Consider the following 537-nt stretch of genomic DNA (forward strand, 5'->3'; position numbering starts at 1 on the left):
CCACGAAGCGCATCGCGCTGGTCGGCGCGTCGGACCGGCCGGACCGGCCCTCCTACGGCGTCATGAAGTTCCTGCTGGACCGCGGCTACGACGTGACGCCCGTCAACCCGACGCTGGAGGGGAAGGAAATTCACGACCGCAAGGTGGTGGGGAAATTGGCCGACGCTGGCCCGCTCGATCTCGTGGACGTCTTCCGTCGCAGCGAAGACGCCGGCGGCGTCATGGACGAGGCCGTCTCGCTGGGGGCCAGGGCGGTCTGGCTGCAGCTCGGCGTGGTGAACGAACCCGCCGCGGAACGTGCCCGCGCCAAGGGCGTCGAGGTAGTGATGGACCGCTGCCCGGCCATCGAATGGGGCGGGCTCGGCCTCCCGTCGAACATCGGTTGAGGTGGATAAAAGATTACAGTTTGCACACTTCTTGAATTCGGCTTCCAATCGGGCCACGTCTCGCCCCGAGAGGGGCCGCCTGTATCGCCCTTTCGGAGGGAAGGATCCCATGACTGACGAAGAACGCCGGATCATCACGGAGTATGTGACG

1 protein-coding gene is annotated in these 537 nt (G+C 65.7%); it reads left to right on the forward strand.

Annotated features, from left to right (window positions below):
* A partial coding sequence (locus AC1DWF_RS38025; RefSeq protein WP_476843573.1) for a CoA-binding protein occupies positions 1–386 on the forward strand: 386 nt, incomplete at its 5' end.
* Positions 387–537: the final 151 nt, after the last annotated feature.

Source organism: Aminobacter sp. P4_D5, from assembly GCF_056401815.1.